Origin of the sequence: Chamaesiphon sp. (assembly GCF_041737865.1) — a bacterium.
GTDB lineage: Bacteria > Cyanobacteriota > Cyanobacteriia > Cyanobacteriales > Chamaesiphonaceae > Chamaesiphon.
Genome location: NZ_JBGSQZ010000326.1, coordinates 20,769 through 47,694 on the forward strand (window position 1 = coordinate 20,769; position 26,926 = coordinate 47,694).

Here is a 26,926-nt window from a genome sequence, read left to right on the forward strand (position 1 = left end):
TCCAATTTAAATCATGAAAGTATCAATAGCAGATAATAATGACTTTCTTGTCATTTATTGTGAAAATCTTGAAAATTGCAAAGCAAATATTAAGAATCCAAACACAATATTTATAATTGGATTCCCCTCTTTCTTGGTTTTTGTTTGTGTTTCTCAGTTTAGCTTAGTGCAAATTGAATCTTATTTGAGCAAGCACACAATGTTAAGCTTTTCAATTATTTTTCTTTTAATTACTATAGCAGTTAGTGTGATTCACGACTTTTTCTTAAAACATCCCAGGACAAGAACTTCGTTTGTTTATCAAGTAGATAGGGATGGCTCTTTCTCATCTTATGATGGAAAAGTTAAAAAAATAAGCGATGTCAATATAGAAGAAAAAGATAGTATAATTGAATCATTAAAAATCGTAGTTGATATGCCGATAGGCTCTTATGAAGAAGATGCACTTTATGTCTCGTCCGATATTTTCTACAAAGTCATTGTTGAATTAAATTCAGGAAAATATTTTTCGATAGAGGAGAATAGTATAGAAGTTTACAGTCATTCTGAGAACCACGTTGCATTCCAGAAACTAACAACAGAAACTAATATAGCAGTAGGGCAGATTAAAAGTTTTCTGGAAAAATCTAAAAACTAAATTACTCAATTTTTACATTCCATTTATGCTATCAATTGCTGCTTTCAATTCATTACGATCGATCCTTATCGTACCCAGCCACACCACTCACCCCAACAATATCTAACTCTCTAATTTTGTGCCGATCGCCCAATATTCCACAACAAAATTAGAAGTTATAATGATATCGGCACGAAATAATTGTTAAATACTCATCTTCCACTGCATAAACCAACCGATTGGCATCATCAATTCGCCGCGACCAAAAACCCGCTAAATTCTCTCTCAGTGGTTCCGGTTTACCCACACCTTCAAACGGATCGCGCATCGTTTCTGCGATCAATTTATTGATTCTTTTAAGCGTCTTTTTATCTTGTCCTTGCCAGTAAAGATAATCATCCCACGCCTCATCTGTCCAAGCTAATTTTCTACTCATCCAGCAAGTCTCGCTCTACCACCTTTCCAGCTCTAAATTGGGCGATCGATCGCTCTAAATGAGCCGCATTTGCTGGCGACTTGAGTAAATGCACCGTCTCCATCAGACTATTAAAAGACTCCAAGGACATCACTACCACGTCATCGGCATCGCGTCTGGTGACAATTGTATAATCAGCATCCGCCGACACTCGATCGAGTACTGTCTTGAGGCTACTTCTCGCCTCACTGAAGGATACAACTTTCATCTATTTAACTTGTACACTTATCAGTACAAGTATAGCAACGTTCGGCAGTTATGGCAATCCGATCGATCGCGGCTCTAGATATAATGGTAACTAGATTCCTGAGCTTACCTGTCAATGAATACTCAGTTAGTAGACTCAATCGTGCAAATGGTTCAAACTCTTCCCCCAGCCGAAAGGGAATTAGTCAAACAGAAATTATCGATATCATCCGATTTTCGTTCCGAAAGGCTACGCCAACGCGAGTGGTCTGACAACAAGACCGAGTTAACCTTAGAAGATCGGCGGGCTTTTCTTCGCAAGCCTCTAGCCGAACGACAACTCATTCTAGCCCAACAAGCGCAACAGATGGTCGAGCACTATCAAACATCAACCGAATGGGGGGAATTGATGGCTGGAGACATTATCGATGACTAACTCGAATTTACGATCGCAACATTGAACGTTATCGATCGAAATGATAGTATTTAATTATACTCCCCATGAAGATTCAGGCTTGAACCTACAATGTCAGAAGAACGCCTAGAGCAAGTCGAACAGAAGCTAGATAGCCTGATTAGTGCCATCCAATCGGGATTTGGTAGCTTTGAACGCCAATTGAACGATGTACGCAGTGATAATAGACAACTTTCCAGTGATAACCAAAAAATTTCCACCGACATCCAACAAGTTTTATCTCAATTAAAAAAAGTCGAAGAACAGGTACAAATTATTGACAGCCGGATTAACACGATCGATTTGCGTCTAGCTGGAATATCTAGTGATATTCTTGGCTTACAAACCGAGCAAAATCGAATCAAAGAATATCTCTTCGATCGTCCTCGATAGAAAGGTAAATTTGTAGGGTGGGCAATGCCCACCAGCTAAATGACAGATGATATCGATATTGATGCCGAAATATTTAGATCGATTAGATCCGATCGAGAGCCAATTTCTAATTACTAATCTTGAGTAATTCAACATCAAAAATTAGCGTTGCATTCGGTGGGATTACACCGCCAGCACCTGCGGCTCCATAACCTAATTTTGGTGGAATAGTTAACTTACGTCTCTCGCCGACTTTCATCGTACTTAGAGCTTCATCCCAACCAGGAATTACTTGTCCTTGACTGACTATAAAACTAAAAGGTTGACCTTTATCGCGAGAACTATCAAACTTTTTGCCGTTGGTGAGCGTACCTGTATAGTGAACGACAACTGTTTGCCCTGGTTTTGGTGTTGCTCCTTTTCCTACTTTGAGAACGGTATACTTTAAACCAGTAGGAGTCGTAATTGTTTTTGCATCCTTATTTACTGCTAACGCTCCGATCTTTTGGATGGGCTGTTGCTGCGAGATATTAGTAACTGCGATCGCGGCTGTGTTGCTCATTGCCAACTGGCATAACGAACCGAGTGTCCCAATACATAGCATCCAACTAGAATTAACCAAAAATTTTCTCATGAATACACCTCAACTTCTAGTTAAATACCATATCATGAATTAATCTTAGTTAAAATAAATTTTGAAACTGATTAATTGAAACCTAGTTAAAGTTATCGATCGCTTGGAGTGATGACGATCGATTAAGTGGGCGGCTGATTTTCGATGAGGGTAAAGTTGGGATGCTGCAAACCACCTCGCCACATGATGACGCCATCTTCTCCAGTGTCTTGATAGTATTTCTTCCGGCGTCCGACAGTTTGGAAACCGTATTTCTCATAGAGATGAATGGCACCATCATTGGAAGCGCGGACTTCTAGTGTAGCTCGTGCCATCTCGATCGCGCGCGCCTTAATGAGTAATTCACCTAATAGTAATTGTCCCAATCCTTGCCGTTGATACTGCGGATGGATGCCGAGTAAGGTGATATGAGCCTCGTCTAAAATCGCCCAGAAGCAACCGAAACCGATAATCCCTGATGTGGCTGGTTCTAGATCTTTAGCGACTGAGATGCCCAGAAAATGGCTATTTTCATTGGTTAATTCACGACGATAACTATCGCTCGACCATAACCCTCCAAAGCATAAGCGATCGAGGATGACTAGCGATTCGATTTCGTCTACCGATATTGGACTAACAGTTAGATCTAAACCCACTCTATTTGCTTGGTATTTGAGTATCGATTCTAGATTTGTGCTCTCTTTTATTACCCTAATCCAAATGCGCGATGAATTGTTTTGAGTGCATCGATACCTTGAGATCGAGTCACCACACAACTAATTTTAATCTCAGACGTGGCAATCATTTGAATGTTAATCCCCGCCGTAGCGAGACAATTAAACATTTGTGCCGCTACACCTGGATTACTAATCATCCCCGCACCGACGATGCTAACTTTAGCGATCGATTTGTTGACAACTACCGCCCCACAGCCCAATTCCGGCGCGGCAGCTTCCAGTACGCGCTTGGCATCTGCGGCATCACATTGGGCGATCGTACAGGCGATATCCCGCGTGGCTACCCCAGCGATAATCCGAGTGCGTTGAGACTGGATAATTGCATCCAAACTAATATTGTTTGCTGCCAAAATCCCAAATAACTCCGCCGCCATGCCGGGACGATCGGGTACTTGCAGTATAGCTAATCTCGCCCGATCGAGATCGAGGGCGACACCGCGTACTGATGGTGCGGTTATCTGCTTGGCATTCTCGTGAGAGGAGGTAGAAATCTCAAACTGATGGCACAGTGCATCGATCGCTCGATCGCTATCAACAGCCGCAATTACACAACTTACCTTGATTTCTGAGGTAGAAATCATTTGAATATTGATCCCTACATCGGCGAGGGTTTTGAACATCTGGGCGGCTACTCCAGGTCTACCAATCATCCCCGCACCAACGATGCTAACTTTGGCGATATCGTCGGCTACGAGGACTCGATCGTCATTGGCAATAGAATTGTCATGGAGAACGGGAGAGATGGCTTCAGCGACCGCCTGGGCGCGTTTGCTGGCCTGTTTATCCACAGTGAAAGCGATATCATTAGTATTGCCTTCGTGGATCGATTGGACGATCAGATCGACATCGACATTTTCTCGTGCTAATGCCCCAAATAATTGTCCGGCAATTCCGGCTCGATCGGGTACCTGTAACAGCGCGATCTTGGCTTGATTTGTCGAAAATTCTACCGCATCTACAGAGCGGGCAATCTCTAAGCCAGTCAGAGAGCGCGATCGCGGCACTGGTGAGACTACCCATGTACCTGGCTCATCCGTCCAACTCGATCGCACGACTAGCGGTACGCCATAATTTTTGGCAATTTCGACAGCGCGAGGGTGCAATACTTTCGCCCCCAAGCTGGCGAGTTCGAGCATTTCATCGGCAGTAATTTCGGTGAGTAGTTGCGCCGCTGGGACGATCCTCGGATCGGTCGTCAAAATCCCTGGTACATCGGTGTAAATCTCACAGGCACTTGCTTTGAGCGCAGCAGCGAGGGCGACAGCCGATGTATCTGAGCCGCCCCGCCCTAAAGTGGTAATCTCCCGATCCTCAGTGGCAATTACGCCCTGAAATCCAGCAACTACTACCACTTTACCCTCTTTGAGATGGCGTTCGATTCGATCGGGTACGATCTCCAAAATCCGTGCGCGGGTATGCTCGGCTTCAGTGATAATTCCTGCTTGGGCACCTGTGAGCGAGATCGCGGGTTGTCCCAATTCCTGGATAGCAATACTCAATAATGCGATCGTTACCTGTTCGCCTGTCACCAGCAGCATATCCATCTCACGGCGCGATGGCTGACTCGATAGCTCGTGCGCTAACTTGACTAAACCATCCGTAGTTTTGCCCATCGCCGAGACGACTACTACCAATTGGTTCCCAGCTTTGACAGTCTCAACTACTCGCCGTGCAACTGCTTGAATCCGCTCGGCGGAACCAACTGATGTCCCCCCATATTTTTGAACAATTAACGCCATCTTGCTTGTTTCCTCAACCACATTTCACTAATATTCATCCCCTACTCTATTCTTCCCGCTGGAAAGGCTAATGCATACTGACAAATCCACCAGACTTCGCTTCGAGCCAGAAAATCCCCTCCTCGGAGCGAAAAGTGCGGTCTTGGGGTTTCCCCAAGTAGAGCACCTTTTCAAGACAGGGGTGCCCGAAGGTTGGGGTGGGTAGATCTCCGCAACAATTCAAAATCCCAATTAAAGCATCTAATCTACTCGATCGAATGACAGTTCGGGAAGACGATGCTCCAGAGCAGGAACTACATCAACAATTCTCGCCAAAGCTGCGGACATCAAACCTTTGAACAAAGGATGAGGCAAACTGGGCGTAGACTGAAATTCAGGATGGAATTGAGTAGCGATAAAGAAGGGATGCGCGGGTAGCTCGATGATTTCCACCAAGCGTGTATCGGGAGATGTCCCGCTGACTACATAGCCGCTATTGAGAAATAAATTGCGGTAGGCGTTATTAAACTCATACCGATGGCGATGGCGTTCGTAGATCGCTTCTTGCTGATAAAGCTGGTGCGCGAGGCTATTTGGCTCCAGTCTACAGGCATATAAACCCAACCGCATCGTACCACCGAGATCGACGACATCTTGCTGTTCGGGCAGGAGATTAATCACTGGATTGGGAGTATCAGGATCGAATTCCGCACTATTAGCCCTGTCGAGTTTAGCGACATTTCGCGCCCATTCGATCGTCGCCGCCTGCATTCCCAAGCACAATCCGAGGAAAGGGATCTCATGCTCTCGTGCATACTGGATGGCGGCAATTTTGCCCTCTACGCCGCGAATACCGAATCCGCCAGGGACTACTAACCCCTGCACGTCTGCGAGGTATTTAGCCGCACCGTGGCACTCTAGATCTTCAGAATTAACCCAGACGATTTCTAATTTAGCACCTGTGGCGATCGCGGCATGTTTGAGAGCTTCGACGACGGATAGATATGCGTCGCCGAGTTGGGTATACTTACCAACGAGGGCGATTTTGACTTCCTGGGTAGATGTCTGCATTCGATCGACCAAATGCTGCCACTGAGTCAGATCGGGGGTGCGTTGTTCGAGCTGGAGTAGTTCGATCGCTTGTGTTGCCAGCCCCTCACGTTCCATAATCAGGGGAACTTCATAAATACTCCCAGCATCGGGCGCATTAATTACGCACTCTACAGGCACATCACAAAATTCTGACAGTTTTTCTTTAATCCCTTGGGGTAGTGGCTGGATACTGCGACAGACTAAAATATCTGGTTGAATCCCGATCGATCTGAGTTCTTTAACCGAATGCTGTGTCGGCTTTGTCTTCATCTCTCCCGCAGTGGAAATCCACGGTACGAGCGCAACGTGCATGTATACTACATTACGTCGTCCGACATCTTTCCGAAATTGACGAATTGCTTCGAGGAAGGGGAGTGATTCGATATCGCCGACGGTGCCACCGATTTCGGTAATCACGACATCAGGGTTGGTATTTTTGGCGACGCGATCGATCCGTTCTTTAATTTCGTTGGTAATATGGGGAATTACCTGCACTGTACCGCCATTGTAGTCGCCACGGCGTTCTTTATTAATTACCGCTTGATAAATCGCTCCCGTCGTGACGCAATTGAGTCGTGACATGGATGTATCGGTAAATCGCTCGTAATGTCCCAAGTCCAGATCTGTCTCTGCGCCATCCTTGGTGACAAATACTTCCCCATGTTGGTAGGGACTCATCGTACCAGGATCGATGTTGATATAAGGGTCGAGCTTGAGAATTGAGACAGAATAGTTGCGTGATTTGAGCAATCGTCCCAAACTGGCTGCGACAATCCCTTTGCCAATACTCGAAACTACGCCACCAGTGACGAATACAAACTTAGTCATGTTGCTTTGAGGTTCTCTACTTACTCGATTACTGCCGTAGACGGCAAGCCGTTCGACTAGATCATTGTAGACTACCCTGCAATAATTGCTTCACGATCCACACTCACATCGGCACTGAAAATTTCTTGACTAAGTACGCTCTTTGGTCAGATAATATGTAGCATCATCAGTAGCATTGAGACGATCGTGAAAATATCTATTTCATTGCCCCACGAACTGGTTCGCTATGTCGATGAACGAGTAGCCAACCGCAGCCAATTAATTGAATCATTGCTTTCTGCTTGGCAGAAAAAACAGCAGCAACAAGCCATGCTCTCCGCTTGCTTGAATCTAGACGAACAAACATCAGCGGAGGATGAGGAATGGCAACAAGCAGCAATTACCGACTGGGAAGTATCTGGTTAGTCAATTTTGACCTTTCAATTGGCACTGAAATTCGCAAGACTCGCCCCGCGACGATCGTATCTGGTACACTTTTTAATCAGCGCAGGAAGGTAACAGTATTGCCGATTACATTCAGTGCTCCAGATAATAGACTACTACCTGTGGTTGTCCCGATCGAACACAATGTAACCAATGGCTTAACTACCGATAGTTTTATTGTTTGTGTCGATCCAATGACTTTTGATAAACAGCGATTAGTAAAGCAGTTAGGAATGTTGAGCACTGACAAAATTCGCCAAGTTAAGTCTATTTTGTCATCTTATTTAGAACTAGATTTTATGGATAGCGATTTCGAGGATTCAGTGGATATTTTTAATTAGGATTTGAATTATTAGCTAGATTAATATTAGACTTCCTGCGAAAGTCAGGCTTTAGGCTTTAGGGGAAGTTTTGGACGAGAATAGTATCATCAAAGATTTTGCTTTTATTTTCGCAGGAGGTCTATCGTCGATCGATTTGTGGATGGTGGATGGTGAATGGTGGATGGTGAATTGTGAATCATATTGAGATCGCATTAGATAGCCCCGACTTATGAATATAAGTCGGGGCTATCGCTCAATCATTAGTAGCGAACCAAAGATAATATAGTGCCTTGGTGAGATACCGATTGGTGATATTAGTAACCGACCGTTCGAGCTGACAATTGGAATCAGTCGCTAGTTTACATGACACATCTGTGAATGTCGGTAAACTGCCTGTTACTTTTTTAGGGCTGAGTTACCATTTCGGGCGATCGCTACTTGCAACATTTGAATTGCTTTGGCATACTGTGGATCGGCAGCCGTCGCAACTTTAGTCCGATCCTTGACTAAGGCTTGAATTTGAGCTTTGGTTAATTTGACTTCTATATCTGGCTTGATGCCCGCGCGATTGATATCTTTACCATTGGGCGTAAAGTATTTAGCGATCGTCACTGCCATTCCCGCACCATCTGAGAGCGGTCGCACGGACTGTACCAACCCTTTCCCAAAGGTTTTCGCGCCTACGAGTTGGGCGCGTTTGTTGTCTTGAAGGGCACCAGAGAGGATTTCACTAGCACTTGCCGAGCCGCCATCGACGAGGACGACTAGAGGTTTTTTGGTAATGGCGGTATTGTTTGCCACACTCACATCGCCTGTGCCTTGACGGTTGACGGTCGAGACAATTTTGCCATCATCTAACCACATCCGCGCAATATCGATCGCGCCATAGAGTAAGCCACCAGGATTCGATCGTAAGTCGAGGATATAACCTTTAGCACCTTGGCTTTCGAGTTTGCCGATTGCCGTTCCCATTTCGGTTGCAGCGTTAGCACTGAACTGTTTGAGGCGGATGTAACCGATGCCATTGAGTTCGTTCGGACGATATTTGGCTTCGACGGGGTGAATCTCGATTTGTTGGCGCAGTAGGGTAAAGTCGAGTGTCTGACGACTATCCCGTTGAATGGTGAGTTTGACACTCGTACCTTCCTTACCTCGGATCAGTTGTACGGCTTGATTTACATCCATACCTGCGGTACTTTTACCATCAATTTTGATGATAATATCCTTAGATAAGATTCCCGCTTTAGAAGCTGAAGTATCTTCGATCGGGGCAATTACTTCAAGTTTCTTGGTTTTCTCATTCTGACTCAGTTGAATGCCCACCCCGATTAATTGACCAGAGGTTTCGACCTGAAGATCCCGAAATTCTTTGGGATCCATAAATCGGGTATAGGGGTCGCCCAGATTTTTGAGCATCAACCGGATCGCTTTATAAGCTTCTTCCTTGGTCTTATAATCTTTTTGAACGACGTACTGTTTGCGGATTGCCCGCCAGTCTTTCTGATTGAAAGTACCATCGACGTATTGTCGATCGACGATTTGCCACACTTCATCGATCGATTCCTTAGGACTATTCTTGAAGAATGCAACACCTTTGGGAAGATGAAGCCCCGCACCAGTAACCGCTACTGCTGTGAGGACTAAGGCAGTGGCACCGATAACTAACCCGTGTTTTTCAATCTTCATGATTTACGTCTAAAATTTAGCAGGAAAGGAAAGGTTAATGTGACAATATCATCTTTAATTTAGCATAAATCAGCGATCGGCAGGTGTGATGGGGGGATGGGGGGACTGGGGGACTGGAGGATTTCGGAATGGCACAAAAGAGATCGGCAACGCCGAATTACGAGTTATTCTGGTTCCATCCAGCGATCGTCAGCTTTAATCAACGCAATCAACTCAGCGACACCATCAGCTTCAGGCACCCGTTTAATCTCATCTCGACCGCGATACAAGGAGATATAGCCAGGAGTTTTGCCAACATAACCATAATCAGCATCAGCCATTTCTCCTGGCCCGTTGACAATACAGCCCATCACGGCAATATCCAACCCAATCAGGTGATTAGTTGCCGAGCGCACTTGGTGGAGAACTTCTTCGAGATTAAATAATGTCCGACCGCAAGAAGGACAAGCGACGTATTCTACCATCGTTTTGCGGAGTCCTAACGACTGGAGAATACTGTAACAGACCGGAATTTCTTTTTCTGGAGCTTCCGTCAGGGATACTCTAAGCGTATCGCCAATCCCTTCTGCTAATAGAGTGGCAATACCAGCGGTGGATTTGATCCGTCCGTACTCGCCATCACCAGCTTCTGTAACGCCCAAGTGAATCGGATAATCCATTCCGGCTGCGTCCATCCGTTGTGCGAGCAATCGATACGCCGCTACCATCACTGGGACGCGAGAAGCTTTCATCGAGATGATGAGATTGTGAAAGTCAAAAGATTGGCAGATGCGGACGCATTCGAGCGCGGACTCGACCATTCCTTGGGGCGTGTCCCCATAGGTAAACAACATCCGTTCGGCAAGGGAACCGTGATTGACCCCAATCCGCATCGCTTTATTTTGATCTCTGAGGGAGATTACTAGCGGTTCGAGCATATCGCGGATGTTGTCGCCAATTTCGGCAAATTCGGCTGGTGTATACTCTGTGCGGTCTGGCTTGGGCTTTTCAAATACGTACAAGCCTGGATTGATCCGCACCTTATCGACATGTTTGGCGACTTCGAGGGCGATTTTCATCCCATTGTGATGCACGTCTGCCACGAGCGGGACGATTTGATATGTGTCGATCAGTTTTTGTTTGATTTGAGCCAATGCTCTGGCATGTGCCATGCTGGGGACGGTGACACGGACAATTTCGCAGCCGATCTCGTGGAGACGGCGAATTCCGGCTACTGCACCATCGATATCTAGAGTATCTTCGTTGATCATCGACTGCACTACAACTGGGTTGTTACCGCCGATAATTATGCTGCCAACGGCTACAGGACGGGTCTTGCGGCGATGAATTGTGGTGTCTGTACCTAAATTACTATAAGCGGACTGAGTGGGTGCTGGCAGGGTCTGCATATACAAAAGAAGTTTAGGATTTGGCTGCTATTATCTCCCCTTTAGCTTGCCACAACTTGGGCATTTGGTGTGTGTAAATAGTTGACAGTTGACAGTTGACAGCGATTCGTGCTTGTTGGGTTCCCCGTCAGATTAAACCCGCTGCCTGATTTTAGTGTTTGACAATGCCACGAACTTACTCTAATGTGTTACTTTTAGTAGTCGCAACCAACTCTGAAAATCCGCAAGTTAAGGGCACAAGCCTCAAATCCATCTACTACTAATCAATCCGGAGCCTGTTAAAATGTGGGAAGGTCGCTGCTACACTCGTTGGGCTTGGCGATACCGATGCAGACCGCAAGCCGTTCGGTCAACTTACTCAATAGTAATCAGCTAAACCAGATCGATCGAATCTCACCTCTACCCTAATCTTTCCCCTAGTTGTTGCGTGTTACCTGCAATCAAGTCAAATCAGCGTAGTGATTATCAGCCAAAATTTTTGCGTGAAATGCAGTTGGGGCTGGTAGTCTATGGCGGCATCTCTTTGGCGATTTATACTCATGGTGTTTGCCAAGAATTCTACCATGCAGTCAGAGGTCGTGGTATTTATAAGTTGGTGAAGGCATTGACAGATGCCGATCTGGTTGTCGATCTGATTTCTGGCAGTTCGGCGGGTGGTGTGAATGGGATTCTGCTCGGATACGCGATCGCCAATAGCACCGATCGCCAAATGGTGGACTATAGTATGTTTGCGAGAATTTGGCGCAATAGTGGCGATTTGCTAAAACTACTCCAAAAACCCAATTTATTTAAATCTCAAGTTGGGGGATCGATCGCTAATGGTGACTTTTATCAACGGGAATTACTGGCAACATTAATCGGCTCGATCGAGCATAAACGATCTCGTTCGCCGCAAGAATGGTTTTCGCCCACTCAAGAGTTGGATTTGGCGATCGCTGGAACTGATTATATCGGCAAGGTAGATCGGACACTAGCAGAAAATCGGCTCAATCTTAAATCGAAGAATCATCGAACACTGTTTCGGATCGAGCATCGCTTAGGACGTAAAGAACCTTTCAATCCGCACTACCCAGATCCCAAGCTACCACGAACACCAAGCGATACATATCAAGCTTTGGTTAAATTGTGTCAGATTACGGGTGGAACGCCAGTGATTTTTCCACTGGTGGAGGTAGATTTAGAAGATCGCTCAAATTTGGTCGATCGGCAGTTGGTAAGATGGGGAAAGTTAACGCGTCATTATTCGCCAGATTTACAAACAAGTACCGATAAATTATATTTTCTAGATGGTGGTTTACTCGATAATACTCCTTTGACTTGCCTGATGAAGGCAGCATATTATCGATTACCCACTCGTCAGGGACGCCGCAAGTTATTTTATGTCGATCCCAATCCCGAACATTTGAATGACAGGCTGCAATTGAGTGGCAAGCAACAATCTCGGATGGGGCAAATTCTCCAAGCCGCAGCTCTATCGATTCCGATTCATCAGAGTATTACCAACGATCTGCGGACGATTCACGAACATAATCATAAAGTGCGGCGGTATCAAGCTCTAATCGATCGAGCTGAAGTTGAAGTTGATACTCAGCAACTGTTAGAGAGTGGAGATCGAACTCAATCTCAAATTTATTTACGGGGAAGATTATTTGATTTTCGCGATCGCAATTTACCCCTATTGCTTCATGCCGATCTCAGCTCCCAGAATACTCAATATTCGGTGACGCTCGATAAGATCGATCGAATTTTAAATAGTAAGTTTACTAGTAATCAAGATCGCCACCATTACTACAAGCTACTCGATCGATTTGAGTCGCAAATTATCGATTTGGACGTTGAGTATAGTATTCGGCAGCACTTTTATTTAATTGAGAGAATCGCTGATTTAATCGCTGTCGATAGTGATGCCGAGCAGCAGCTTCAATATTTGTCAAATCAATTGAGCTGCAATATTAAATTACTAGAAATAATTAGAGCTAGTTTAGAATTGTTACTGAGCGATCGAACTATTAGTAATTACTTTTACTATCTAATCAATCAAGAATCAAACGATCGACGGCTACGTGCTTTAGTATACGAACTAATATTTCGGCTGCACCGATTCTTATTAGATGGAACTAGATTTCGTACCTTTGTCCCGAATGATTCATCTGGAGCAAATCTTGAGACTATTCCCGTCTACTTTTGGCTGGACTTACCAGAATTAGCAGCCACAAATAGTTTGGGACAATCAGATCGCTGGTTGTCCCAAACTCGAATTTCTAGCGTCTTTGCCCAACTCAAGCAGCGGATTGCCGAGCTACAGCAAAGTACCGATCTCCGGCTCCTAATCTGGACAGATCGACGGTTGGAAGATGACACAAATCACAATCAAAGCTTTCCCAGTATCTTGAAGCAAGTGGAATTAGCAGCAGCAGCAACGATCGATAAATTGGGCGGTTCATATACAGATCGATTACTTCAATATTGGCATACATTTGAATATATCGATCGAGAATTATATCCATTTGAGTATCTCACTAGTTTGAGTGAAAAGAAAATAATTAATCCGATCTGTATCAGTCCAGACAATGCCCAATTAGGGATTGGAAATGGTAAAAATACGCAAGAGAAATTAGGCGGCGATAAACTATATAATATTGGTGGTTTTTTTAAAAAGTCATGGAGAGCAAACGATCTACTCTGGGGACGTTTGGATGGACTAAATCGAATCTTAGAAGGGATTATTACTCCAAAGTCAGTAACTGCTTTTGCTAATTTTGTTCAGAGAGAATCGATTCGTCTCAACTGTAACCAAGCTCAATATTTAGAATGGCTCATTAGTGAATCGCTCCCACACCTAACGGGTGTCGAACGTCAAGCGATCGATCGACATCTCACATATTTAGCCCAACCTGGATTGCAGATCGATCGGATCGAACTCCGCAAGATTTTAGCAGATCTCGTGTTGGCTGGACAGCGTGAAATCTTGACAAGCGATGTTCACTCCGCGATTGAAGGCATGGACGAACAACCAGGCTGGTGGCGATTAGCTGGAGATAGTCAATCATCAACCGAAAATTGGCTATTAAATACATTCGCTTCATCATCTTTACCAACATCAAATCCCAGTACGATCGGTCGGATCGTACATCATTCTCTCACCAATTTAGCAGCACAACAGCAGCATTTTTTCCGCGATCAATATCGAATTGGTGTAGACAAACTCTGGGAAAATATGCCCTTAGTAACATTGATTAGTTTGTGTACTAAAATCGTCTTAACCCTTCGCAATTTACTAGTTAAGGTATTTCAGGCATCTTCCCGCACACAGACAATGCGCCATCCTCTCTACCACTGGCTGGATGGCAATCTACAGTCGATCTATTGGTGGCTTCAAGGTGGCACTATTAAATTGGGTACAGCCCATAGAAGACCACGAATTATTTTACTACAACTTTTGGGGATTGCTACAGCGATCGGTGGTATAGTCTTAGCTTTTTTATTATCGCCACTGTGGTTATTATTATCTCTCCCAGGTGCCGTCGCTTGCTGGTTTTTACAAACTGTCCGCCTCAAACGTTTACCTAGCAGTAGGAATAGTTCTTTTTTACCACAATCACGGGAAGGCTGAATTTAGGCTTTAGGCTTTAGGGTTTGGGGTGTAGGGTTTAAGGTTTAGGGTTTAGGGTTTAGGCTTTAGGGTGTAGGGTTTAGGGTTGTTGAACGGGTGACACCTTGGTTTACTATTGTCACCGAGATTATTTTAGATCTAGTAAACCTTGCTCTTTGAGCTTGGGATTGAAGCGAATTTCGGTTTTGATACCACGCTGGTGGAGTTTCGTGATGATGGTGTCTTCGACTCGTCTGGCGACTTGCTTGAGTAACTTGATTTGAGCTAAACCATCGAGATCTGAAAAGCTGGCACTTTCGGCTGCTGTCATCGCATAGCTGGTGGAAATCGGATCCAGCCAGATGGCATTAGCCGCACCATTTCCTAGGGGTATACTGCCATTTTCAGCAATCCAGGCTGACTGCACACTTTCGAGAAATGTCCGATTTGGACGATCGATCGTGGTAGCTTTTACCCAATAGCAATGTTCGGGTTGTCTGACTAGATGCTGTTTGAGACTCAGGTAAATATCTCGCGAGTAGCCAACAAATTGTAATACTTGAGTGCGATCGAAAATTGCATAAATCCCAATTTGATGCTGGAGACTCTGAGGTAATTCTCCCGCATCGTCAATATATGGTAAAGATTCCAAGCTACCTAAACTTGGAAGATCGGTAGTCGATGACATAATTCTTAAACAGTATTAATCCCGAATTTTCTGATAGATTGCACATAGCCGACTCGGCTGAAAAATCTTTGCAGCAAACATAAAGTTAGGCGGTACATTGATAATTAGATACTCTGGCGATTGATGATATCGTTCGAGATCGGCAGGCATTCCTTTTGGCGTACCTGGACTATATGGGACTGGTTGAAACAATATTTCAGTAAATATTACTGCTTGAGAATTAGCTTGCTCTGCGACTTGCTGAATAAATTTTTCACCATTTAGTAAGCTAAATAATATTGCTTCTACTTGTGGTTCGAGAGTGAAACTACCATCAAAGTTTTCAATTACTTTTATTTTCATAAAGAAGTAGTTGGCGATCGCGATCGATTATTATATATTAAAGCTATTTTTTAATAGCTCGTCCAATCTAGATGGTAGGTCATATTTACCATCTAGATTGACACAACTAGCAGCTTAACTATCAAATTTAAACAGTTGTAATATCCTTTTCCTTTTCAGCTAATACCTGCTCGACTTTAGCTCCATACTTATCAGTTAGTTTCTGAATTTTATCTTGGAGATCCTTGGATTCATCTTCAGAAATCTCGCTATATTTTTCCTGCTTCTTGACAAAATCGATCGCATCGCGGCGGATATTCCGAATCGAGATTTTACCTTCTTCGGCGTATTTACCAGCCTGTTTGACAAATTCTTTGCGACGTTCGCCAGTTAATGGGGGAATATTTAACCGAATTGTCGAACCATCGTTATTGGGAGTCAAGCCAATATCTGAGAGCGAAATCGCTTTCTCAATCGTACTCATACTACTGCGATCGAATGGTTGGATCGTAATCGTCGTTGAATCGGGAGTCCCGATATTTGCCAGAGCTTTTAATGGAGTGGGAGTACCATAATAATCGATCGAGATTCGATCGAGCAAACTCGTACTAGCGCGTCCGGTACGAATCGTATTAAATGAGCGACTGACAGACTCAATCGCTTTCTGCATATGACCTTCGACATCAGCAAATTTCACAAGAAACTCCTATAAATGTACCAATTGTTTCACCAGCTACCACCCGTTGAATATTCCCCCGTTCCAATAAATCGAACACGATAATGGGAATATTATTTTCCCGACACATCGCAATTGCAGTAGTATCCATCACCCGCAAGTCCTGAGCGAGAACGTGACTAAATGTCAGGCTTTGAAACCGTTTAGCATCAGGATTTATCTGCGGATCGGCATCATATACACCATCAACTTTGGTAGCCTTAAAAATTACATTAGCATCGATCTCGGCTGCTCGGAGCGCAGCGGCGGTATCGGTTGTAAAGAAAGGATTACCAGAACCCGCTCCAAATATCACTACTCGTCCTTTTTCGAGATGGCGGATTGCCCGCCGCCGGATATAGGGTTCAGCGACTTCCTGCATGGCGATGGCTGTCTGGACTCTAGTTGGTACTCCCTTCTGTTCTAACGCGTCCTGGAGGGTAATAGCATTCATCACAGTGGCAATCATCCCCACATAGTCAGCCGTGGCTCGATCCATTCCTTTCGCCGAAGCTTTGACTCCACGGAAAATATTTCCACCACCAACAACGATGGCGACTTGGACACCAGTGGCGACGACTTCGGCTACTTCTTGGGCGATGGCTTGAACAATTGTCGGATCGATACCGTAGCCAAGATCGCCCATCAGGGCTTCCCCACTCAATTTGAGCAATACCCGTTGGTAAGTCGTCCCCATCTTGTTTCTTTTCTCAACTCAAATTTTCTCACACCTACAATAACAGGAAATGGCGATCGTTTGTGGATGGTGGGTCGTGGATGGTGGATGGTGGATGGTGGATAGTAGAAGTTGGCAATCTAAAAATTGTGGTTTTGCCGATTCCTGACGCGCAATGCGCGTTAAACTCTATTCACTATCCACCCTCCACCTTCCACCATTCACTCGCTCATGGATTATTATATCGCTCCGGCTTTTCTCGATAAATTAGCCGTACACATCACCAAAAATTTTCTCGACTTACCTGGTGTAAAAGTACCGCTGATTTTGGGCGTACATGGGCGCAAAGGCGAGGGAAAAACTTTTCAGTGTGAATTGGTATTCGATCGCATGAAGGTGGAAGCAATCCACATTTCGGCAGGGGAGCTAGAAAGTCCCGATGCGGGTGATTCGGCGCGATTGATCCGGTTGCGGTATCGCGAAGCCGCCGAAATCATCAAGGTGCGGGGGAGAATGGCGGTATTAGTCATCAATGATATCGATGCTGGTGCGGGGAGATTTGACCAAGGAACCCAATATACAGTAAATACGCAGTTGGTTAATGCCACGCTAATGAACATTGCGGACAATCCGACAAATGTGCAGTTACCTGGTAGTTATGATTCGACTCCTTTGCCTCGGATTCCGATTATTTTAACTGGTAACGATTTATCGACGCTGTATGCTCCATTAGTCCGAGATGGACGGATGGATAAATTTTATTGGGTGCCGACTCGCGATGACAAAATTGGGATCGTTAGTGGTGTATTTGCCCCCGACAATATTTCAGGGCGAGAAATTGTCGGTCTAGTCGATCGATTCCCAGAGCAAGCAGTTGACTTTTTTGCAGCGATACGTGCGCGGATTTATGACGAACAAATTAGGGATTTTATTCAACAAGTAGGTTTGGAAAGAGTCGCGATGGAAGTCGTCAATCCTGCCAGTGGTATCAAGCCGACTTTTCCCAAGCCTTACTTTACGATTGCTCGGTTGATTGAATTTGGCAATCTTTTAGTGCAAGAGCAAAAAGCTGTTTCTGAAAGTAGACTAGTTGAGGAATATAATCGCGTCCGCTATGGTGCCTCATCTAAATCTTTTTAGATCGACATTGGTGCTCATGCGGCTGCTGCCTAACACACCCTACACCGATTTAGCTTCTCAGTTAGGATTGCTGTATCAACCATTCACCATTCACTTACTATCCTAGATATCTAATTTGACACTTGAAAGGAAATAGGTATTTAAAAACCACCAGATGCAAATTACCTATAGTCCTGCATATACGATCGTTCCTACCTATGAATGCTTCAATCGTTGTAGTTACTGCAACTTTCGCGTCGATCCTGGTGTGGATAATTGGATGACACTCGATCGAGCCGCAGCAATTCTCACCGATCTTCAAGGTACAGGTATCTGCGAAATATTGATCCTGAGTGGTGAAGTTCACCCCCAATCTTCTCGCCGAAAAGCTTGGCTCGATCGCATTTACGATCTCTGCAATTTAGCTCTCGACCTGGGTTTTTTGCCACATACTAATGCTGGCCCTCTCAGCTTAGTGGAAATGGAGAAACTAGCGCAGGTTAATGTCTCAATGGGATTGATGTTGGAGTCGCTAGATCCGGCTGTGATTGAGGGAGTTCATCGTCATGCTCCGAGCAAATTACCAGCAATTAGACTCGAACAACTAAATTGGGCTGGTGAATTAAAAATTCCATTTACAACAGGATTATTATTAGGTATCGGTGAATCAGAATCTGACTGGAAAATTAGTCTCCAAGCGATCGCCGATATTCATACCCGCTGGGGACATATTCAGGAAGTAATTTTACAACCATATAGTCCAGGTAGCCAGGAAAGTCTCGCTGGACTAGGTTTTGATATCCTTAAATTACCCGAAGTAATTCAGTTAGCCAAACAGATATTACCTGCGGATATTACAATCCAAATCCCACCAAATTTAATTCCCAATCCCGATTTATTATTAGCTTGTTTAGCTGCGGGTGCGAGAGATTTGGGCGGGATTGTTCCTAAAGATGAAGTAAATCCCGACTACCATCATTTACAGCTAGCAAACTTGAGTGCGTTACTTGCCAGTGCTGGCTATGAATTACAGCCCAGATTACCAGTTTATCCAAGTAGAGAACATTATTTATCCGATCGATTACAAGCTAAGATTCAACATCAGCGTCAATCGATCCGCGCATAGGATGCGATCGATAAGTTCTTAGACTAAAATCTCTATTACCCTGCTGCATAATCCCATCATTCGCTCCCAATGAGTAAGATAAGTCAAGAGCGATAAGGGAAATAAGCAATGAGTGTCAGACAACTTCGATCGTCATTAAGGTTTAGCTACTGACCCCGTTAAGTATTTTGCTGCCCCTGAAAATCAAGACTTGGGAGTTGTCAAATCTATTCGTAAACCGTTGACGTAGCCTTTCCTTGGAGAATTGATGCTGAGTACAACTAAGCATCTTTACCAAATTGTGATAATTGATTGTAATGCTTGAATCTTTCGATCGCGAGTCACCAGTGGTAAATTCAAATTGAGATAATCGCTCTGGTTCAACCAAATACCAAATGATGGCGTGTGTATCGGCAACAATCGCCATCTCTAAACGATCTCCCGTGGAGAGTTACCCCACATTTCTTGACGGGCTTCGTCAATATCGGCTGCGGTAATCTGAATCTTCAAATCGGCACCTAAACCCTTGAGACTGCGACGAGGGGGCTTGACTGCTGCTTTTTGATGGAGGAATTGGGCAAAGTTCAACACCTCATGCTGTTGCTGTATAGGCAAGGTGCGGATACTTACGAGGATTTGTTGTTCGAGAGCGATCGCTTCCATAGCTAAAATTACGCTAATTTATCTTCAATTATGACAGACGACACCTGCTGATGAACGGTTTGAGAGAAAGAACTGACGATCGCTGCTTCAATTTAAGTTAATTTTACTTGAGATAATTCACTGCTGAATTGATAATTAATTTATGTAAATCTAGTAGTGGATTATTTATTAAATACTGCGCTTCCCAGCACTATAATAATCAATCTTTGCCAGAATCTCTGCCCAGCCAATGCCCGCTAAAGTTGGTAAGACCATATGCGCTCGTGCTAATCGTGTGTGGGGGCCGATGCCCAATACCCACATCTTGGCGGCTAAGGCGGCGGCGACACCTGCGGGAGCATCTTCGATGACCAGACAATTAGCAGGGGGAATCGCCAATGCCTCAGCGGCATATAGAAAGACATCTGGAGCGGGTTTGAGATGAGGTACACTGTGACCGTCAGCCATAAAATGGAAGAAATGTCTAATCCCTAAACGTTGTAGGACTAATTGGGCATTTTTACTCGAAGAGCCGAGGGCGATCTTCACGCCAGCAGTATGTAGTTCTACCAATAGGTTGCCAATACCTGGCAGGAGATGCTCGCTGTTGAGTTCATCAATTAGTTCTAGATAGTAATCGTTTTTGCGCTTTAATAGTAGTTGCTGTTGGATCGGATCGAGATCGCGATCGCTCAAGCTCAACAGATAACCCAGGGCATCCTCCCGATTTAATCCCAACATTGCTCGATCGTGAGTCAACTTGTCAAAGGGAATTTCCTCTTCATCGGCTAGTTGTTGCCATGAAAGGTAATGGAAGTAGACTGTATTAGTGATGACGCCATCAAGATCGAAGATGACTGCTGCGATGTGTGGATCGCGCTCCAGTTTATCCATAGCTATGTGATGTCGATCGACAGTTGCTGCGATTGCGATCGCTTTAGGTCAGATGTATACTCATTATGCCCTCAGATCGTCCCGATCTTTGGGATATTGTCAACGATCTCTGACGACAATAACTAATAATTTTCGGCGAGCGTCACTTTGGACAACATCCAACTTTGAAGCTTAAAATTAAATAAAGCCGATCTAAAATCTTTCATCCTGCCATTAAGCCATTGAATCCTCAATATCTACCGCCTTGGTGGCTGCAATCTGGTCTGGCGATGACCCTCTACACCGCGCTGCGGATAAGCCACAATTGGGAACGCCATACCATCGAGCCAGAGCCAATTTATCAAGAGCATATTTTTAGTGGTGACGGGGATGTGCCAATTTTTGGGATCTATGCAATCCCGCCCGATCCCAAAGGTACGATTGTCGCTACCTACGGTATCACTGGCACCCTGGAGAACCAGTGGTTTCTGAGGATCTTAGGTCGCAAAGCTTATGCTCAAGGTTATGCTGTCGTCTTATTTGACTGGCGCGCTCATGGTAAGACTGCCGAGTTATCTCCCCAACTTACTTCCGACGGTCTGCACGAAGGCGAAGATTTCGTGCGGATTGCCCGCCAATCGCTCCAGCTAGGCTGTCCCGCCCCGATTTGGGTGATGGGGTACTCTTTGGGCGGTCAGTTGGCACTGTGGGGCGTTAAAGCTGGTCTGGATGTCCCAGAAATTGCTGGCGGGGCGGTCATCTGTCCCAGTCTGGAATCCGATCGATCTTTGACTTATTTAATGGCGGATCCGCTAGGCAAATATTTAGAACGATCGATTGCTAACGAGCTGCGAAAATTAGCTAGAGATTTACATCGCTATCATCCTACCCAGATCGATCCAGGCGCGATCGATCGAGCGACCTCAATTTGGGGATTCGATCGCGAATTAGTAATTCCCCGACTGGGTTTTGCGACTGTCCAAGATTATTATGCCGCGACGAGTCCGCTGTATTTTTTGGCAGATCTCCACAAACCCGTATTAATAATCTATGCCGCTGACGATCCGCTATTCGATCCCACTCTAGTGCCCGAACTGTGCGACATTGCCAGCAAGCAACCCCACCTCGATCTATTGCTAACCCCTCACGGCGGACATGTCGGGCATATCAGTAGCAAAGCTTGTCAAAAGTTAAATATCGATCGCGACCCCTGGTGGAGTTGGAATCGTATTTTAGAATGGATACAGTAGTCTACCGATCGTTGGATCTGGGAGAGGGGGAAGGGTAATTGGTAATGAGAATGAACGATTTAACTACCCTCTACTCCCTACCCTCTCCCCTTTACCCTCTACTTCCTACCCTCTACCCTCTACCCTCTAAAACTATGAGCTTACGCGACCAGTTCAATAAACTCACAGGCAAAACCCAATTTGTCGTATCCCGAATTTTTATCCATCTCGGCGGTGAAGAAGTATCGCCACTACTAGGAATCTTAAACCAAGCCGCCAGACAAGCGATCGAAGCTGATGGCGATCTGACAATTGTTGGTGAGGGATTGGTAGAGATCTGTCAAAACCTGCTGCAATACGATACCTACTGGCAATCGGCAGCCAATGAAGGTGATGTCTTCTGGGATGAAGGTGGCGCGGGTGACTATGCCAATGAGTTGTTCACTGATTCAGCCTCGCGGTATTTGAGCGAACCAGATCTGAGCGAAACTAGCACTCCCAATGCCCAGTTAACCTTGCCCCCAACCCGAAATCTGATCGTGATGCTCACGGTAGCTTTAGAAGGCGAAGAACCTACTATTGAAGCAGATCTATCTAATATGTCCGCGCTCAAAATTGCCTTAAAATCTTTAGTAAATCTTCATTACCAAGAACGCTTACGTGCAATTTATATCCATTTTTCTCCAGCACGATTTGGCGACGAACTCACCGACGACCAAGTTTTACAAAATTTCCCTGAGTTAATTCCTTTGTAAATAGACAAACGTACTGCCACTTCGATCGAGATTCCTCTGAGTTAATTACTCGAAAAATAGTGATGACTTGCTAGTAAATAATTATGGAGTTTTTACTAGTTACGAGCTGATGTAGGCATTACTTTCACGATTTGATGCAGAAGCGGCTACGCTAACGAGATCGGTTAACCAGATCTAAACGATCGGTTTATTGGGTACTTTATAGATCCGATCGTCAGCTAACATAAGAGTAAAAGATAGAGATTGATGCTTGCTTTTAGATGCTTGGCTTTGGTATAGCATTTATAAGAGATAAATATCTAAACTCTATCTTTAGGCTGAGATTGTGAATTGTAAATCAACCTGAGAATTAGCTAAGATAAGAAAATACAACAGTCATGAAATCAGCATATATGTTACGTCGATTAGTGATAATTTTTATGGCTTTGACCTTATCGATTACTTCTGTAGCCTGCGGCTCTGGAAATGAAAATCGGTCAACTCAGGGACAAGATCGATCCAATACTTCGGTCAGTAATAATACCAATCAAAAGCCAATCGCCGATGGCAAGTATCCCGTCCAGCAAGCTACCTACAATGATGCAAACGGTGAATACAGCCTGATGCTGCTGAATACACCTGCTGGTACGCCACCTGTGTACCGCAGTACCAATCTGCAAATGGCGCGATTGACTGATGAAGAAGTCAAAGCAAGTGAAAAGGCTTATTTCAAGTCAGAAAAGGGACAAGTCTCCCTCCACGTGCCAGAGGAATTTAAAATTGAGTATGTGCATAATGTGACACAATCTCAGACCAATCCTCAAACCGGACAACAAGAAAATGTTGTCGTCAAACGAGAATCTAGCTTCTGGACGCCTTTTGCTGGCTCTGTGGCTGGCTCCCTCGCCGGACAAGCGATCGGTAGTATGCTGTTTAGACCACAGTACTATGTACCCCCTGTCTATAATTCGGGTGGGCTACGCGGCTATGGTGGCTATGGCAGCAATTACGGTCAAGCTGTGCAGGGTTATCAGACTCGCTACAACAGTCCCCCACCAGCAGTAGTCAACCGCAGCACACTACGGACGACTGGAAGACTCAACAACAACAATAACTTCAATCGCACCAATACCAATCCAAATCGGATCGAACGAAATCGTGGTACTGGATCGGGATTTGGAGGTAGCACACTCCGTCAATCTGACGGATCTCGTCCCACCGTTCGTCCATCTGGAGGTTCCAGTCGCAGCTTTGGTAGTGGTGGTCGCAGCCGTTCGGGTGCTGGATTTGGCAGCCGCAGACGTTAGATTAGGTATTAGGCTTTAGGTGTTAGGTGTTAGGTGTTATGATTCTACATCTCCCTAAAGCCTAAAGCCTAAAGCCCAAAGCCCAAAGCCTAAAGCCTAAAGCCTGATATCCTAATAATTGACCCACAGCACTCAAGATTAAATTATGGCACTCAAGAAAGGAGATTCAGTTCGGGCGATCGCTAGTATGCTGGCAAATAGTCTCGAAGCAAAAGCTAGTGATGCTAGGTTCCCTAAATATCTATTTGAAACTAAGGGTGAAGTGCTAGATCTACGCGGTGATTATGCTCTGGTTAAATTTGGACAAGTGCCAACACCCAATATTTGGCTGAGACTCGACCAGTTAGAGGGGTTTTAGGAGCTGGGCTTAGTCACTTTTGACTCTATCTACGATCTGCTACCTCATCAAGATGCGATGAGAATGATGTCACTAGTGGCACCACTCTATTACTCCCGATCCCTAGTTTGAACTAGTCTTTGTCGCGGAGCAGTTCTCTAATTTGCTTGAGCGCGGCTGGAAGAATATTGAAAACTGCCCAACCAGCCGCTGCGGCAAGAGGAGCGAGCACGATCAAGAGTCGAAAGTCGAAGTCCATAATGGTTTCCTTAATGAGAAGTAAAAGTTATTTTGATGGTCAGATATCGCTTACTTACTTTAACAGAGTTAGTGGCTGGTATTGCATTGGCTCTGTCTCAAAATCATTGAACAGCGATCGAACCCTTGCCTCGCAGTAGACCAGTACTAGCACCTGGACAGATATGACTGAGCGGATACTGAGATGGGAATTGTGCCCAGATTGCATCGACACTGCGGAGTTGACGGAGCCAATGAAAAGTTTTGGCAGTGCGGAGCGCAACAGCCGCCCCAAACTGGTTGGGTAATAGATGCCTACCTGTAAATAGCACGCCCCCAGCACCAGCATAATAGACACAAGATGCACCAGGTGAGTGCCCAGGAGTCCAAATTGCATGTATGCTATCGTTAATGTTTAAATTATGCCTAAAAGTAGTAACTTTAAGTTCTGGGAGTAAGTAAGCTTCTTGTTCTTGAACGATTGCTTCACAACCTAATTCAGTAGCGATGGCTGTGGTTTTTCCCATGCCACCACGATGAGTAATTACCAGCCATTTCGCGCCGCCTCGATCGAGCATAAACTGTCGATTGACATCATTCCAAGCTGGGCTATCGATTAAGATATTCCCAATCGGAGTTAGGATGAGATAAGCAGTCCCACCCAAAGTATCGCGGTTGGGAGGAAAAGCAAAAATTCCTGGCAAGATTTCAGTAGGCAGTTTACTCGCTACAGGTGTAATTGAAAGTGTGGGATCTGACAAATTTGATGGCGACATAAGAGCGCGTACTGGGCGATGATTTATATTTTAGCAATTTCTAAGATCGATAAGTACAGCGACGATCGTCGCAATTAGTTCCAGTTCGATCGATTACTTATAATTTTATCCATGTGGTTGTCCTTACTATTCATCTTAATTTTATCGGGTATTCTGACGTACATTATTCTACGTCAAACTGTTAGTCAGATGACCGCAGTGCCGCTGTGGATACTATGGGCGATCCTGATGACGCCGCCGCTAGTAACTGGCGCGACAGTGACTTGGAGCAAGCAAGTTCCGCCCCTACCGATCGCCATTACCATTTGTTCGATTTGTTGGCTGCTATACTGGCGATTGCTGAGTTGGCGACGATCGAAACCGCGATTGTCTAGTGAAAAGGCTTCGTCAATCGAGATGCCTGCTGCCGATCTAAATCGTACTTTACCTGAAATTACACCCTTGCCACCAGACGTACCAGCTTCACCCCCACCAGAACCAACGGTAGATGTCGCCCGACCGATCGAAGCCGAAGAAGAGGCGATCCTCAGGACTTGTTTTGCGTGGAATGTGTTCTTTTTAGACAAGATCGAATATCGTCCGCAAGCAGTGTTATGTCGTGGTAAATTGCGAACTGATGCCGATAATGCCTACAGGACGATCGTGCAAAATATTGAAGAATTATTCGGCGAACGGTTCTTTATTTTATTTCAATACAGTCTGTCTACTGGTAAACCATTTTTCGCACTGGTACCACGTCCCCAACAGACACAGATTACGCGATCGCGTCGCTGGCTAGACTATGCGATTATGGGCATGTTATTTTTGCTCACACTCCTACCGACTACCTATTTTGGAGCGGCATTGGCGCGATTACCACAGGGTGATATCGGTGATATTCTTGTGGCTGGTTTACCCTATGCTTTGAGTATTATTTTTGTGCTGGGGCTACGCGATTTCGGACGTTATTTTGTGGCTAAATTTTACAAAATCGACACGACTTTACCCTATTTTATTCCCCTACCATTCTTTCCTGGGACGTATGGCTGTCTAGTACAAATTCAATCGCCAATTCCTAACCGTAAAGCTGTCTTCGATCTGGGGTTTGTCGCCTCAACTTTAGGATTGGTAGTCTCGATTCCACTCTTAGTGTGGGGACTAGCACAATCGGCAACTGTACCATTAGATCTCAAATCTACCCTATTTAGCTTTCACGCTTTCGATCCGCGCTTTTCGCTGCTGATGACGCTGTTGTGCAAGTTAGCATTAGGTAGTCAATTCGTCGCCCAACGCGCGATCGATTTGGATAATGTCGCGATCGCTGCTTATATCAGTTTGTTGATTATTACGATCAATTTGATGCCGCTCCGTAGACTAGATGGCGGTTATATCGTTCATGCGATGTTCGGACAAAAGCCGAGTGCAATTATCAGTCAGTTGAGTAAAGTAGCCTTAGCTCTACTGGGCTTTATCCGCTACAGAGCTTCGGATTTTACCAATCCCGATCTCCTATTTTTGGCGATCGCGATTGCTCTGATTCCCGCGATTGATGAACCTGCACTCAATGATGTTTCAGAAATCAATAGCTGGCGGGATGCCCTTGGTATGGTGATTTTAGCAATTTTAGTCTCGATCTTGATTCCGGTACCAACTGTGTTGATGCAATTTTTGAATGTGTGAATTTA

28 protein-coding genes and 1 pseudogene are annotated in these 26,926 nt (G+C 44.9%); 13 read left to right on the forward strand and 16 right to left on the reverse strand.

Translation table 11 applies throughout. The features are described 5' to 3' along the window. Nucleotides 1-13 precede the first annotated feature (13 nt). Nucleotides 14-637, forward strand: coding sequence for a hypothetical protein (locus ACEW9J_RS25450; RefSeq protein ID WP_373547863.1), 624 nt, complete (start codon nt 14-16; stop codon nt 635-637). A 148-nt stretch (nt 638-785) separates the two neighbouring features. Here the strand turns inward: ACEW9J_RS25450 and ACEW9J_RS25455 are convergent, their stop codons facing one another. Then, entirely contained in the window at nt 786-1,052 is a 267-nt protein-coding gene (locus tag ACEW9J_RS25455) for a Txe/YoeB family addiction module toxin (RefSeq protein ID WP_373547864.1), read from the reverse strand. Further along, nucleotides 1,045-1,299, reverse strand: coding sequence for a type II toxin-antitoxin system Phd/YefM family antitoxin (locus ACEW9J_RS25460; RefSeq protein WP_373547865.1), 255 nt, complete (start codon nt 1,297-1,299; stop codon nt 1,045-1,047). The genes ACEW9J_RS25455 and ACEW9J_RS25460 overlap by 8 nt, the downstream gene beginning before the upstream one ends. A 114-nt stretch (nt 1,300-1,413) precedes the next feature. Between ACEW9J_RS25460 and ACEW9J_RS25465 the strand changes: the two genes are divergently transcribed. Then, on the forward strand, nt 1,414-1,713 hold the full coding sequence (locus tag ACEW9J_RS25465) for a hypothetical protein (RefSeq protein ID WP_373547866.1): 300 nt from the start codon (nt 1,414-1,416) through the stop codon (nt 1,711-1,713). Between the two features lie 90 nt (nt 1,714-1,803). Further along, a complete protein-coding gene (locus tag ACEW9J_RS25470; RefSeq protein ID WP_373547867.1) occupies nt 1,804-2,124 on the forward strand; it encodes a hypothetical protein in 321 nt (106 codons plus the stop codon). A 106-nt stretch (nt 2,125-2,230) separates the two neighbouring features. Here ACEW9J_RS25470 and ACEW9J_RS25475 read toward each other — a convergent pair whose 3' ends face one another. From ACEW9J_RS25475 to ACEW9J_RS25490, 4 genes are all read right to left on the reverse strand, one after another. Beyond that, a complete protein-coding gene (locus ACEW9J_RS25475; protein ID WP_373547868.1) occupies nt 2,231-2,737 on the reverse strand; it encodes an FKBP-type peptidyl-prolyl cis-trans isomerase in 507 nt (168 codons plus the stop codon). 122 nt (nt 2,738-2,859) lie between these two features. Then, nucleotides 2,860-3,372, reverse strand: coding sequence for a ribosomal protein S18-alanine N-acetyltransferase (gene rimI / locus ACEW9J_RS25480; protein WP_373547869.1), 513 nt, complete (start codon nt 3,370-3,372; stop codon nt 2,860-2,862). Between the two features lie 50 nt (nt 3,373-3,422). After that, nucleotides 3,423-5,192, reverse strand: a complete 1,770-nt coding sequence (locus ACEW9J_RS25485) for an aspartate kinase (protein ID WP_373547870.1) — start codon at nt 5,190-5,192, stop codon at nt 3,423-3,425. A 240-nt stretch (nt 5,193-5,432) separates the two neighbouring features. After that, nucleotides 5,433-7,091 (reverse strand): CTP synthase, encoded by a 1,659-nt coding sequence (locus tag ACEW9J_RS25490; RefSeq protein ID WP_373547871.1) that lies wholly within the window; start codon nt 7,089-7,091, stop codon nt 5,433-5,435. Between the two features lie 186 nt (nt 7,092-7,277). On the opposite strand from ACEW9J_RS25490, the gene ACEW9J_RS25495 reads away from it, so the two are divergent. Next, a complete protein-coding gene (locus tag ACEW9J_RS25495) occupies nt 7,278-7,496 on the forward strand; it encodes a hypothetical protein (protein WP_373547872.1) in 219 nt (72 codons plus the stop codon). Beyond that, nucleotides 7,454-7,855, forward strand: a complete 402-nt coding sequence (locus ACEW9J_RS25500; protein WP_373547873.1) for a type II toxin-antitoxin system PemK/MazF family toxin — start codon at nt 7,454-7,456, stop codon at nt 7,853-7,855. The genes ACEW9J_RS25495 and ACEW9J_RS25500 overlap by 43 nt, the downstream gene beginning before the upstream one ends. A gap of 378 nt (nt 7,856-8,233) precedes the next feature. Here the strand turns inward: ACEW9J_RS25500 and ctpC are convergent, their stop codons facing one another. Together ctpC and ispG are read right to left on the reverse strand one after the other, a co-directional pair. Continuing rightward, nucleotides 8,234-9,523, reverse strand: a complete 1,290-nt coding sequence (gene ctpC, locus ACEW9J_RS25505) for a carboxyl-terminal processing protease CtpC (RefSeq protein ID WP_373547874.1) — start codon at nt 9,521-9,523, stop codon at nt 8,234-8,236. 164 nt (nt 9,524-9,687) lie between these two features. Next, nucleotides 9,688-10,911 carry a (E)-4-hydroxy-3-methylbut-2-enyl-diphosphate synthase gene (gene ispG / locus ACEW9J_RS25510; RefSeq protein WP_373547875.1) on the reverse strand — a complete coding sequence of 408 codons (1,224 nt, stop codon included), beginning with the start codon at nt 10,909-10,911 and terminating at the stop codon, nt 9,688-9,690. A gap of 427 nt (nt 10,912-11,338) precedes the next feature. Between ispG and ACEW9J_RS25515 the strand changes: the two genes are divergently transcribed. Beyond that, a complete protein-coding gene (locus tag ACEW9J_RS25515; RefSeq protein WP_373547876.1) occupies nt 11,339-14,524 on the forward strand; it encodes a patatin-like protein in 3,186 nt (1,061 codons plus the stop codon). Nucleotides 14,525-14,651: 127 nt separating this feature from the next. Here the strand turns inward: ACEW9J_RS25515 and ACEW9J_RS25520 are convergent, their stop codons facing one another. The 4 genes from ACEW9J_RS25520 to pyrH all read right to left on the reverse strand — a co-directional run bounded on the left by ACEW9J_RS25520 (nt 14,652) and on the right by pyrH (nt 16,924). Further along, nucleotides 14,652-15,191, reverse strand: a complete 540-nt coding sequence (locus tag ACEW9J_RS25520) for a GIY-YIG nuclease family protein (protein WP_373547877.1) — start codon at nt 15,189-15,191, stop codon at nt 14,652-14,654. A gap of 15 nt (nt 15,192-15,206) precedes the next feature. Continuing rightward, nucleotides 15,207-15,533, reverse strand: coding sequence for a hypothetical protein (locus tag ACEW9J_RS25525; RefSeq protein ID WP_373547878.1), 327 nt, complete (start codon nt 15,531-15,533; stop codon nt 15,207-15,209). Between the two features lie 127 nt (nt 15,534-15,660). Next, nucleotides 15,661-16,209 carry a ribosome recycling factor gene (gene frr, locus ACEW9J_RS25530; RefSeq protein ID WP_373547879.1) on the reverse strand — a complete coding sequence of 183 codons (549 nt, stop codon included), beginning with the start codon at nt 16,207-16,209 and terminating at the stop codon, nt 15,661-15,663. Next, nucleotides 16,196-16,924: a UMP kinase gene (pyrH, locus tag ACEW9J_RS25535; RefSeq protein WP_373547880.1), complete on the reverse strand. Its 729-nt coding sequence runs from the start codon at nt 16,922-16,924 to the stop codon at nt 16,196-16,198. The genes frr and pyrH overlap by 14 nt, the downstream gene beginning before the upstream one ends. A gap of 210 nt (nt 16,925-17,134) precedes the next feature. Between pyrH and ACEW9J_RS25540 the strand changes: the two are divergent. Both ACEW9J_RS25540 and cofG read left to right on the forward strand, forming a co-directional pair. Further along, nucleotides 17,135-18,034, forward strand: a pseudogene (locus ACEW9J_RS25540) (AAA family ATPase); the annotation flags it as partial. A gap of 163 nt (nt 18,035-18,197) precedes the next feature. Next, nucleotides 18,198-19,148, forward strand: coding sequence for a 7,8-didemethyl-8-hydroxy-5-deazariboflavin synthase subunit CofG (gene cofG / locus ACEW9J_RS25545; protein WP_373547881.1), 951 nt, complete (start codon nt 18,198-18,200; stop codon nt 19,146-19,148). A 408-nt stretch (nt 19,149-19,556) separates the two neighbouring features. Here the strand turns inward: cofG and ACEW9J_RS25550 are convergent, their stop codons facing one another. Then, complete coding sequence (locus tag ACEW9J_RS25550; protein ID WP_373547882.1) at nt 19,557-19,790, reverse strand: DUF2281 domain-containing protein; 234 nt, start codon at nt 19,788-19,790, stop codon at nt 19,557-19,559. A gap of 168 nt (nt 19,791-19,958) precedes the next feature. Then, complete coding sequence (pgmB, locus tag ACEW9J_RS25555) at nt 19,959-20,663, reverse strand: beta-phosphoglucomutase (RefSeq protein WP_373547883.1); 705 nt, start codon at nt 20,661-20,663, stop codon at nt 19,959-19,961. A 269-nt stretch (nt 20,664-20,932) separates the two neighbouring features. Here pgmB and ACEW9J_RS25560 point away from each other — a divergent pair, with 269 nt between their 5' ends. From ACEW9J_RS25560 to ACEW9J_RS25575, 4 genes are all read left to right on the forward strand, one after another. Beyond that, nucleotides 20,933-21,892, forward strand: coding sequence for a YheT family hydrolase (locus tag ACEW9J_RS25560; protein ID WP_373547905.1), 960 nt, complete (start codon nt 20,933-20,935; stop codon nt 21,890-21,892). A gap of 134 nt (nt 21,893-22,026) precedes the next feature. Beyond that, complete coding sequence (locus tag ACEW9J_RS25565; RefSeq protein ID WP_373547884.1) at nt 22,027-22,626, forward strand: DUF1517 domain-containing protein; 600 nt, start codon at nt 22,027-22,029, stop codon at nt 22,624-22,626. Nucleotides 22,627-23,045: 419 nt separating this feature from the next. After that, a complete protein-coding gene (locus ACEW9J_RS25570) occupies nt 23,046-23,912 on the forward strand; it encodes a hypothetical protein (protein ID WP_373547885.1) in 867 nt (288 codons plus the stop codon). Between the two features lie 145 nt (nt 23,913-24,057). After that, nucleotides 24,058-24,270 (forward strand): NAD(P)H-quinone oxidoreductase subunit O, encoded by a 213-nt coding sequence (locus ACEW9J_RS25575; RefSeq protein ID WP_373547886.1) that lies wholly within the window; start codon nt 24,058-24,060, stop codon nt 24,268-24,270. A gap of 112 nt (nt 24,271-24,382) precedes the next feature. On the opposite strand, the gene ACEW9J_RS25580 is transcribed toward ACEW9J_RS25575, so the two are convergent. Together ACEW9J_RS25580 and ACEW9J_RS25585 are read right to left on the reverse strand one after the other, a co-directional pair. Next, nucleotides 24,383-24,508 (reverse strand): photosystem II protein Y, encoded by a 126-nt coding sequence (locus ACEW9J_RS25580; RefSeq protein WP_373547887.1) that lies wholly within the window; start codon nt 24,506-24,508, stop codon nt 24,383-24,385. Nucleotides 24,509-24,611: 103 nt separating this feature from the next. Then, complete coding sequence (locus tag ACEW9J_RS25585) at nt 24,612-25,262, reverse strand: MBL fold metallo-hydrolase (RefSeq protein ID WP_373547888.1); 651 nt, start codon at nt 25,260-25,262, stop codon at nt 24,612-24,614. Nucleotides 25,263-25,373: 111 nt separating this feature from the next. Here ACEW9J_RS25585 and ACEW9J_RS25590 point away from each other — a divergent pair, with 111 nt between their 5' ends. Continuing rightward, complete coding sequence (locus tag ACEW9J_RS25590; RefSeq protein ID WP_373547889.1) at nt 25,374-26,921, forward strand: site-2 protease family protein; 1,548 nt, start codon at nt 25,374-25,376, stop codon at nt 26,919-26,921. Nucleotides 26,922-26,926 lie beyond the last annotated feature (5 nt).